The organism is Mesorhizobium sp. J428, assembly GCF_024699925.1.
Classification (GTDB): domain Bacteria; phylum Pseudomonadota; class Alphaproteobacteria; order Rhizobiales; family Rhizobiaceae; genus Mesorhizobium_A.
In genome coordinates this window covers 2,106,162-2,115,522 of sequence record NZ_JAJOMX010000001.1, presented here as the reverse complement: position 1 = coordinate 2,115,522, position 9,361 = coordinate 2,106,162, and the positions used below count along the sequence as shown (strand labels likewise).

Here is a 9,361-nt window from a genome sequence, read left to right as displayed (position 1 = left end):
GCTTCTATCCGCGCCCGAAAACCCCTATATGGCCCGCCAAAGGAGCATTCATGGCCCGCATCGACAATTCACGTCTGTGGCGCGACCAGCTCTCCCCCTCCCTGGAGGATATGGAGATGCTCGCGCTCGAAGCCTATGCGCATCTGCCCGATGAGTTCCGGACGCTGACCGGGGAAATCGTCATCCAGGTTGCGGAGTTTCCCGAAGAGGAGATCATGGACGATCTCTCGCTGGAGACGCCGTTCGACCTGCTCGGCCTGTTCGAGGGACGCGGCATCGCCGAGCGCTGGAACCCGGCGACCGGCGAGGGCCCGAACCGCGTCACGCTCTATCGCCGCGCCATCCTCGACTATTGGGCCGAGAACGAGGAGACGCTTGGCGACATCGTCACCCATGTGCTGATCCATGAGATCGGCCACCATTTCGGCCTGTCCGACGACGATATGGCGCGCATCGAGGAAGGTCTCGACCAGGAATACAGGCCCTGATGCGCCAGCGCCCTTCTGCGCGTCTGCTGGTGCTCGACCCGGACGACAGAGTGCTTCTGTTCCGCTTTCGGTTCGACACCGGTCCGCTCGCAGGCACCACCTATTGGGCCACGCCCGGTGGCGGACTGGACGAGGGCGAGAGCTTTGTCGATGCGGCCCGGCGCGAATTGCGGGAGGAAACCGGCATTGAGGCCGAGGTGGTCGAGGCGGTGGCTGTGCGCCACACGCAGTTCCGTCTGTCGACTGGCGAGATGGTGGCGGCCGAGGAGCGCTACTTCCTCGTCCGAGCCTTCGCGGAGATCGACATCTCGCGCAATCCGGATCCCGTCGAGCGCGCCTTCATATCTGAAGCGAGATGGTGGACGATCGACGAACTGACGCAGAGCGTTGAGACGATCTTTCCGGAAAACATCGCCGAGATGCTCGGCAAGGCCTGACCGCCCGACCCGCTTTTACCACTCGCCCAGCTTGATTCCCGGGTCGTAGTCCACGCCGTCGACTTCCTTGAAGACGGCCTGGCCGCAGCGCATCGTCTTCGTTTCCGCATCGAAGGCATAGGTCGGCGAACCGTGGAGCAACCAGCCCTTGTTCAGCGCCGCCGTCACCTTGTGGCAGAAGCTCGAATCGTCGGGGCCGGAGAGAAAGCGATAGAGTTTCACGAATGTCTCCTCAGAGATTGCCGGCCCTGGCGAGAAGCTTCTCCGCCTGTGCCAGATGCAGGCGCTCGGTCATGCGACCGTCGACGGTGAGCACGCCTTTGCCGGCGTTCTCAGGCGCCGCGAAAGCCGCGACGATCGCGCGGGCCTGGGCGATTTCGTCCGTGGAGGGCGAGAACACCTCGTTCGCGGGGCCGATCTGGTCTGGATGGATCAGTGTCTTGCCGTCGAAACCCATGCCGGCGCCATCCTCGCATTCGCGACGGAAGGTGTCGAGGTCGCGGAAGTTGTTCGCCACCCCGTCGAGCACGTCGATGCCGCCCGCGCGGGCCGCCAGCACCATCTGCATCAACCAGGGCACGAGATGGCGGCGATCCGGCGTCACGCGCACGCCGGTCTCCTTCACAAGGTCATTGGTGCCGGCGACGAAACAGGCGAGCCGGGCGCCCGGATCGCGACCGAGTTCGGCAATCGCGCCGATGTTGAGCAGCGCCTTCGGCGTCTCGATCATCGCCCAGAGCCACATGCCCGGATGGGCGTCCTCATCGTCCAGCGTGTCGTTGGCTTCCAGGATGTCGCGCGGCGTCTCGACCTTCGGCAACAGGATCGCATCCGGGCGGCATTCGCGCGCGGCAATCAGATCGTCCGGGCCCCATTCCGTCGACAACCCGTTGATACGGATGACGATCTCTCCGGGGCCGCCGGACTGGGGAGTCTTCGAGCGTTCGGCGAAGAATGTTTTCAACGCCTCGCGGGCGGATAGCTTGGCGTCAGGCGCGACCGCATCTTCCAGATCGATAATGGCGGCATCGCAGGCAAGACCGGGCAGTTTCGACAGCGCCTTGGCGTTCGAGGCGGGAACGTAGAGCACTGAGCGGCGGGGCCTGAAGGGGCGTGTCGTCATGATGGCGTCTTCATGCATCGGAGCAGGAATTGACGCAAGCGGCTGCGACGGCAAAGCGCTTGAACGCGCGGATGGAACCTGATTTGCGTTGTGCTGCAACAGAGATCGCGCATATGCAGTTCGATATCGTCATCATCGGCGGAGCCATCGTCGGCTCCTCTGTCGCCTGGGGGCTGCGCGAGGAAGGCTTCACCGGCTCGATCGCGCTGATCGAGCGCGACCCGCAGTTCGCGACGGCCTCGACGACGCTGTCCTGCGCGTCGATCCGGCAGCAGTTCTCCATCCCCGAGAACATCCGCCTGTCCGTCTTCACCCTCGGCCTCTTCCGGCGGCTGAAGGAGGAGTTCGGTGCGGATGCCGACATCGGATTCCGCGAAAACGGCTATCTCATTCTCGCCAGCCCGGATGGTGCGCCGATCCTGGCGCAGAACCACGCGGTGCAGGCGGCGGAAGGCGCCGACATCGTGCTGGAAGATCCGGCCGCGCTCCAGTCGCGCTTCCCCTGGCTATCGACCGAAGGGATCGTCGCCGGAGCGTTCGGCCGCACAGGGGAGGGCTGGTTCGACGCACACGCCTATCTCCAGCTCTTCCGCCGCGCGCTGAAGACGCGCGACGTCGCCTTTATCAAGGCGGACGTGATCGGCATCGCCCGCGAGGGCGGCAAGGTCACAAAAGTGACGCTGGACGACGGGTCGCAGATATCCGCCGGCATGGTCGTCAATGCAGCCGGCCCAGGCGGCGGCAAGGTGGCGGCGCTCGCCGGCATCGCGCTGCCGGTCGAGCCGCGCAAGCGCTCCGTCTTCGTCTTCGAGGCACGCGAGCGCTATGCGGACATGCCGCTCATCGTCGATCCGAGTGGGGTCTATGTCCGGCCGGAGGGCTCCGTCTATATCACCGGCGGCGCCGAACCGCACGAGGACGACCGTGCGGCCGACCCGGCCGACTTCGAACCCGAATGGCCGCTGTTCGAGGAGACGATCTGGCCGGCGCTGGCCACCCGTATCCCGGCCTTCGAGGCGATCAAGCCGACGCGGGCTTGGGCTGGCCACTACGACTACAACGTGCTCGACCAGAACGCGGTGATCGGACGCCACCCGGAGGTTTCGAATTTCATCTTCGCCAACGGTTTCTCCGGCCACGGGCTGCAGCAGGCCCCTGCCGTCGGCCGCGCCGTGGCGGAACTCGTCGTCCATGGCGGTTACCGCACGATCGACTGTTCGGTCTTCGGCTACGAGCGGATCGCGGAAGGCCGGCCCTATCGGGAACTGAACGTCATCTGACCGCGTCCGAATAGAGTCCCGCCGCAAGCGCCGCGTCGACCAGCCGCGCGCGGGCATCTTCAATCGAGCGATGTCCGTCGAGCACCTTCAGGCAGGTCTCCAGCGCATTCGCATGCAACTCGTCGCGCGGGCCTGGCCACTCCACGCTTGCCAGCAGATCGCTGGCCTCCTGGACCGAGCCTATCGAGACCACGCCCGAAGACAGTCGAACGAGGACGGGTTCGGCGAAGTGCTTGGCGTCGGATTCGGTCTGCATTGGCCTGCAACGGACTAACTGCCATGCGGTTCCTGTCCCGGCTCGCCGAGAGACCGCATCAGCGACAGGGCATTGCCCAGCGCATGGCTTTTCGCCGTGTTATCGAAGATACACCAGACTTCGGCGCCATCGGCCGACGATGCAGCTACGCGCCGACCGATCGCGAGGAGGCTCTCGGCGCTATAGTCGGAAAAGTAGACATCGGGCGTGCCGTGCAGGCGGAAATACCTCAGCTGATCCCAGCCGCCCGGCTCGTCCCCATTCGCCGCGCGGGACGGGTCGGCCGCGACGCGGGCGACGTGATGCGTCTTCATCATGGTTTCCGCCTCGTGGCAGAACCAGCTTGGATGGCGCGGTTCCAGCGCGATGTGCGATGCGGTCTTCCCGCGCAGCAGGCGAAAGAAGTCTTCGGCGGTCTGCGTCTCGAACTTCAGATGCGGGGGCAGCTGAACGAGAAGCACGCAGAGTTTGCCGCCAAGGCCGGCTATGTCCTGCAGGAACTTGTCGAGCGCCGCCTCAGCGCCGACGAGTCCGGCTTCATGCGTGATCGCCTTTGGCAGCTTGACCGAAAAGCGGAACTCGTCAGGAACGGACGCCGCCCAGCGCAGATAAGTCTTGGGCTGATGCGGCCGGTAGAAAGAGGTGTTGATCTCGACGCAGCCGAGACGTTTGCCATAACGCTCGAGATGGGAGCCCTGCGCCGGAAATTCCGCCGCATAGCGCGACGCGATGCTCCAGCCTGCCGTCCCGATGAAGAGGGGATGTTGCTGCATCGAGTCGATGTGGCGGAATCGCCTGCCGCGTCAAGTGCTGCGGCGTCTTTCCACTTTGCCTCGGGAAAGAGTCTGTGTAATGCGTTGCCGCGCACCTTGGCCCGAAGGGAGATGAGCGATGGATAAATTCACCACATTGACCGGGGTTGCCGCGCCGCTGCCGATCGTCAACATCGACACGGACATGATCATCCCCAAGGATTACCTGAAGACGATCAAGCGCACCGGGCTCGGCACAGGCCTTTTCGCAGAGATGCGCTACAACGAGGACGGTTCGGAGAATCCGGATTTCGTGCTTAACAAGCCAGCCTACCGCAAGGCGCAGATTCTGGTGGCGGGAGACAATTTCGGCTGTGGCTCCTCGCGCGAACATGCGCCGTGGGCGCTGCTCGACTTCGGCATCCGCTGCGTGATCTCCACCAGCTTTGCCGACATCTTCTACAACAACTGCTTCAAGAACGGCATCCTGCCGATCACGGTAAGCCCCGAGGATCTGGAGAAGCTGCTCGACGATGCTTCGCGCGGCTCCAATGCGACGCTCACCGTCGACCTCGAAGCCAGGGAAATCCGCGGGCCGGACGGCGGCACGATCACGTTCGACCTCGATGCCTTCAAGCGTCATTGCCTGCTCAACGGGCTCGACGACATCGGCCTGACGCTGGAGAAGGCCTCGGCCATCGACAGTTTCGAGAAGACGAACGCCGCGGCACGTCCCTGGGCCTGAGCTTCGTCCGTCCCATGAAGCCTTTCCTGCCGAAGCGGCTCGAACCTTATGCGTTCGGGCTGCTTCTTTCTGGTATGATGTCATTCCTGGTGTCCGGCATGTCGACCGCGCTTGCGGCCGGCGTCCACGCCAATTTCCCGCAGCTGTGGTTGTCGGCCTGGCTGCCGTCCTGGGCGATCGCCTTTCCGAGCGTCCTAGTCGTCGCACCTTTCGTGCGGCGTATCCTCTCCCGGATCGTCCGGTCAAACTGACTCCAGGCTACATGCATTGGTCGCCGTGGCAGTCTGGCGTCACATGGAGATAGAGATGCGCATACCCGTCCTATTCGCTGTGGTCATATCTGCCCTTGGCAGTGTGCCGGCGCTGGCTCAGACTGCAGAGCCTGAAAAACACCCGTTCGAAGGCGGCACGATCACCATCACCGAGACGGATACGGGCGAGAAGGAGATCGCCTTCGACGGCCGGTTGCTCGCCTCCAACTATTACGTCTCCTACGACCAGGAAACGGAAGTGGGTGGCTCGAAGGTTGCGCTCATCTCGGTCGGCGACGGTGGCAACGCCTGTAGTCCGGGCACGCTGATCGTCTGGAAGAACGGTGAGGAGGTCGACAGCGACTATATCGGCGAGGATTGCGGTGCGCCGTCTCCCGCCGTCACGCCGGACCGCATCTACTTCGTTCCCTACCTCCTGCCGGGTTCGAGCGGCGATGTCGTCACCTGGTCGCCGACGGACCGCATCGGCCTCGCCGGTCTCCTGACCTTCAAGCCGCAAGCCGATACCGGCTGGTCGGATCTCGACCTGTCGGGGGTCGAGCATATCCTGGATACGTTCCGCAACGAGGCGGTCTACTCCGCCGCAGAGAAACTCCTGGGCGGCGATCTGGAAACCGTCGCCACCGGCCTCGTTGTCGGCGGTGCGCCGGAGACGCTTAAGTCGGGCGTGCTCTGGTCCGAAGGCTGCGTGCCTCATGCCTGCGGCCGCAGCGACAGTTTCATGGCGATCGATCCGAAGGCGGAGGCGCTCTACTTTGCCCAGCAGACCGACGGCAAGACGCCGAACAGCTGGCCGCCTGCTGCGACGTGGCCGAAGGACGTCATCGACGCGATGACGGGTGCGATCGGGCGCTAGACGCACGACCCGGCCAGGCGCCTTGCCTCTGCGAACCGATTGAGTGCTATTTCCGGCTTGCGCGGCGCTGCCGCCGCGTCTAGCACGTCGCGCGAGATTTCCTGCACGAAAGGCGCGACCATGGCATTCCGCAAGCTTCTCCTCCTCGCCGGCGACGGCATCGGCCCCGAAGCGATGGCGGAAGTGAAGAAGCTGATCGCCATGATGAACGCGGAGATGGGCGCCGGCTTCGAGACCGAGGAAGGACTGGTCGGCGGCTGCGCCTACGATGCGCACGGCAAGGCGATATCGGAAGAGGACATGGCCAAGGCCATGGCGGCCGACGCGGTGCTGTTCGGCGCCGTCGGTGGACCGAAGTGGGATGGCGTGCCCTACGAGGTGCGTCCCGAAGCCGGCCTGCTGCGCCTGCGCAAGGAGATGGAGCTGTTCGCCAACTTGCGCCCGGCGATCTGCTATCCGGCGCTCGCCGCCTCCTCCTCGCTCAAGCCCGAGGTCGTAGAAGGCCTCGACATCCTGATCGTGCGCGAGCTCACCGGCGGCGTGTATTTCGGCGAGCCGAAGGAGATCATTGACCTCGGCAACGGCCAGAAGCGCGGCATCGACACGCAGGTCTACGACACGTTCGAGATCGAGCGCATCGCGGGCGTCGCCTTTGAGCTGGCGCGCACGCGGCAGAACAAGGTCTGCTCGATGGAAAAGCGCAACGTCATGAAGTCGGGCGTGCTCTGGAACGAGGTCGTGACGCAGACGCACAAGGCGAAGTATCCGGACGTCGAGCTCAGCCACATGCTGGCGGATGCCGGCGGCATGCAGCTCGTGCGCTGGCCGAAGCAGTTCGACGTCATCGTCACCGACAACCTGTTCGGCGACATGCTGTCCGACGTGGCGGCCATGCTGACCGGCTCGCTCGGCATGCTGCCATCGGCCTCGCTCGGTGCACCCGACGCCAAGACCGGCAGCCGCAAGGCGCTCTATGAGCCGGTGCACGGCTCGGCGCCCGACATCGCCGGCAAGGGTATCGCCAACCCGATCGCTATGATCGCCTCCTTCGCCATGTGCCTGCGCTACTCGTTCAACATGGTCGCCGAGGCCGATCGGCTGGAGAAAGCGATCGCCGACGTGCTGGACAGCGGCCTGCGCACGAGCGACATCATGTCCGCCGGCGCAACGCAGGTGAACACCCAGCAGATGGGCGACGCGATCGTGGAGAAGTTCCGGGCGCTGGCGGCCTAGCGCTCACGGGGAGGAGGGGTGGATTACAGTTTCCAGCAGCTTCTTCTCCCCGGCGAACGCCTGCTCTGGACCGGTCGTCCGACAGGCGGCTTGAACCTTCGCCCGGCAGACTGGTTCCTCATCCCGTTCAGCTTCGTCTGGATTGCGTTCGTCATATTCTGGAACGTAGCTGTCTGGGCCGGCGGCGGTCCCATGTTCTTTCGGCTCTTCGGCCTCCTGTTTCTCGCAGTCGGCGTCTATTTTCTTCTCGGCCGTTTCCTGCTGGATGCTCGTAGCCGAGCCCGGACCAGATACGCAGTGACGGAACGCCGGATTCTCATTTCCAAAGAAGACGGGTCCAATCTCCGCTTTCTCGACATTCGCAACCTGCCATCCCTCGAACTAAGTGAACAGAGGGATGGCTCGGGAACAATCAGATTCGGCGGGGTTGCGACGCTGCAAAATGTGATCACCGCCATGTGGCAACCTTGGCTCGATGCGACACCGGCCTTCGTGCGTATTCCTGACGTGAAACGAGTCTTTTCTCTCATCCAGAAACAGGCCGCCGAAGCGAACGGCAATCTTAGATGAAGTATGTCGCGCTGGCGCTTGGCCTGATGACCTCCTTTGCCGACGCAGAGGAAATCACCGCTCCCGGGCCGCAAAGTGACCTGGCCGGCACATATCTCGCGGCCGGCGAAAGCGCGCCTGTCGTTCTGATCGTGCCGGGCTCAGGCCCGACCGACCGCGACGGCAACAACCCGCTCGGCGTTAGGGCGTCCACCTACCGGCTGTTGGCCGAAGAGCTGGCGGAACGCGGGGTTTCGTCCGTGCGCGCCGACAAGCGTGGCATGTTCGCCAGTGCGGGAGCCGTGCCCGATCCGAATGCCGTGACGATCGCCGATTACGCGACCGATGTGCACAGCTGGGTCGGTGCCATTCGTGAAAAGGCGGGCGTATCCTGCGTCTGGGTGCTCGGCCACAGCGAGGGCGCGCTGGTGGCGCTGCAGGCCGGACAGATGCCGGACGGTATCTGCGGCCTGCTGCTCGTTTGCGGTCCCGGGCGGAAGTTGGGCGACGTGCTGCGTGCGCAGTTGCAGGGCAACCCGGCCAACGCGCCCTATCTGCCGCAGATGCTCGATGCCATCACGACACTGGAGGCAGGCGGCTCCGTCGACACCGGCTCGTTTCCGCCGGCCGTCGCCGGGCTCTTCGCGCCGGCTGTCCAGGGTTTCCTGCGCGACCTGTTCTCGCACGATCCGGCAAAGTTGATCGCCAGTGTCACCGTGCCGGTGCTGATCCTGCAAGGCGAGGCCGACCTGCAGATCGGTGCGGAGGATGCCCGCCTGCTCGCTGCCGCAAGGCCCGACGCGTCGCTGGCTTTGATCCCGCATGCGAACCACGTGTTGAAGGTGGCTCCAGCCAACGATTTAGCCGCGAACTTCGGCACCTATGCCGACCCTTCCCTGCCGCTGGCGCCGGGGGTGGTGGACGCGCTGGCCGGTTTCGTCCTGGGAGAGACTACAGGAAACCGATGAAACGCCCCGCCAGCAGCGTTGCCGGCCAGAGCAGAAACGACGCAGCCGCGCCGGCAGGCCGCCATCGCGGCAGGGCTAGATAGGCCGCAAAGTTCGCGCCGGCCATCACGAGCAGGATCAGCTTGATCCGGAACGCCGGATTGACGGCATATTCGCTTGGATTGACGACGAACAGCGCGGTGCCAGTGCCCGCTGCGACGACGAAGGCTCCGACCGCCATGCCGCGGAAGTAACGTTCGGTCGCGGCGCGGTCGAGCAGGGCGAACAGTCCGGCCGCGCGCAGATGCATCACGCCGACTGACGACAGCACGACTCCTGCCGCGGCGATATGGGCTGCGTTGACGAGCGGATAGATATAGAACGACGTCTTCAGCCATCCCGCGATGGCCGAGGCTTCCAAGG

14 protein-coding genes are annotated in these 9,361 nt (G+C 64.5%); 9 read left to right on the top strand and 5 right to left on the bottom strand.

Features of this window, described 5'->3' with window-relative positions; all coding sequences use genetic code 11:
• The first annotated feature begins 50 nt into the window (after positions 1 to 50).
• On the top strand, positions 51 to 488 hold the full coding sequence (locus LRS09_RS10670) for a metallopeptidase family protein (RefSeq protein ID WP_085467463.1): 438 nt from the start codon (positions 51 to 53) through the stop codon (positions 486 to 488).
• Entirely contained in the window at positions 488 to 925 is a 438-nt protein-coding gene (locus LRS09_RS10665) for an NUDIX hydrolase (RefSeq protein ID WP_257806274.1), read from the top strand. Before LRS09_RS10670 ends, LRS09_RS10665 begins: the two co-directional genes overlap by 1 nt.
• 15 nt (positions 926 to 940) lie before the next feature.
• Here LRS09_RS10665 and LRS09_RS10660 read toward each other — a convergent pair whose 3' ends face one another.
• Complete coding sequence (locus LRS09_RS10660; RefSeq protein ID WP_257806271.1) at positions 941 to 1,147, bottom strand: DUF1737 domain-containing protein; 207 nt, start codon at positions 1,145 to 1,147, stop codon at positions 941 to 943.
• Positions 1,148 to 1,157: 10 nt separating this feature from the next.
• Positions 1,158 to 2,048, bottom strand: coding sequence for a CoA ester lyase (locus LRS09_RS10655; protein WP_257806269.1), 891 nt, complete (start codon positions 2,046 to 2,048; stop codon positions 1,158 to 1,160).
• A gap of 113 nt (positions 2,049 to 2,161) precedes the next feature.
• Between LRS09_RS10655 and LRS09_RS10650 the strand changes: the two genes are divergently transcribed.
• Positions 2,162 to 3,328, top strand: a complete 1,167-nt coding sequence (locus tag LRS09_RS10650; protein WP_257806268.1) for an FAD-binding oxidoreductase — start codon at positions 2,162 to 2,164, stop codon at positions 3,326 to 3,328.
• Here the strand turns inward: LRS09_RS10650 and LRS09_RS10645 are convergent.
• Together LRS09_RS10645 and LRS09_RS10640 are read right to left on the bottom strand one after the other, a co-directional pair.
• Complete coding sequence (locus LRS09_RS10645) at positions 3,321 to 3,584, bottom strand: DUF982 domain-containing protein (RefSeq protein WP_257806267.1); 264 nt, start codon at positions 3,582 to 3,584, stop codon at positions 3,321 to 3,323. The two genes, LRS09_RS10650 and LRS09_RS10645, sit on opposite strands and share 8 nt — an antisense overlap.
• A 14-nt stretch (positions 3,585 to 3,598) precedes the next feature.
• Positions 3,599 to 4,357 carry a DUF72 domain-containing protein gene (locus LRS09_RS10640; RefSeq protein ID WP_257806265.1) on the bottom strand — a complete coding sequence of 253 codons (759 nt, stop codon included), beginning with the start codon at positions 4,355 to 4,357 and terminating at the stop codon, positions 3,599 to 3,601.
• 118 nt (positions 4,358 to 4,475) lie between these two features.
• Here LRS09_RS10640 and leuD point away from each other — a divergent pair, with 118 nt between their 5' ends.
• The 6 genes from leuD (at position 4,476) to LRS09_RS10610 (ending at position 8,959) form a co-directional block, all read left to right on the top strand.
• On the top strand, positions 4,476 to 5,081 hold the full coding sequence (gene leuD, locus LRS09_RS10635; RefSeq protein WP_257806264.1) for a 3-isopropylmalate dehydratase small subunit: 606 nt from the start codon (positions 4,476 to 4,478) through the stop codon (positions 5,079 to 5,081).
• A 14-nt stretch (positions 5,082 to 5,095) separates the two neighbouring features.
• Positions 5,096 to 5,332, top strand: coding sequence for a DUF2798 domain-containing protein (locus tag LRS09_RS10630; protein ID WP_257806263.1), 237 nt, complete (start codon positions 5,096 to 5,098; stop codon positions 5,330 to 5,332).
• A 55-nt stretch (positions 5,333 to 5,387) separates the two neighbouring features.
• Positions 5,388 to 6,209, top strand: a complete 822-nt coding sequence (locus LRS09_RS10625) for a hypothetical protein (protein ID WP_257806262.1) — start codon at positions 5,388 to 5,390, stop codon at positions 6,207 to 6,209.
• A gap of 120 nt (positions 6,210 to 6,329) precedes the next feature.
• Positions 6,330 to 7,442, top strand: a complete 1,113-nt coding sequence (leuB, locus tag LRS09_RS10620) for a 3-isopropylmalate dehydrogenase (RefSeq protein WP_257806261.1) — start codon at positions 6,330 to 6,332, stop codon at positions 7,440 to 7,442.
• A gap of 18 nt (positions 7,443 to 7,460) precedes the next feature.
• Positions 7,461 to 8,012, top strand: a complete 552-nt coding sequence (locus LRS09_RS10615; RefSeq protein ID WP_257806259.1) for a PH domain-containing protein — start codon at positions 7,461 to 7,463, stop codon at positions 8,010 to 8,012.
• Positions 8,009 to 8,959, top strand: coding sequence for an alpha/beta hydrolase (locus tag LRS09_RS10610; protein WP_257806258.1), 951 nt, complete (start codon positions 8,009 to 8,011; stop codon positions 8,957 to 8,959). The genes LRS09_RS10615 and LRS09_RS10610 overlap by 4 nt, the downstream gene beginning before the upstream one ends.
• Here the strand turns inward: LRS09_RS10610 and LRS09_RS10605 are convergent.
• A complete protein-coding gene (locus tag LRS09_RS10605) occupies positions 8,943 to 9,359 on the bottom strand; it encodes a hypothetical protein (RefSeq protein ID WP_257806252.1) in 417 nt (138 codons plus the stop codon). The genes LRS09_RS10610 and LRS09_RS10605 overlap by 17 nt on opposite strands.
• Positions 9,360 to 9,361: the final 2 nt, after the last annotated feature.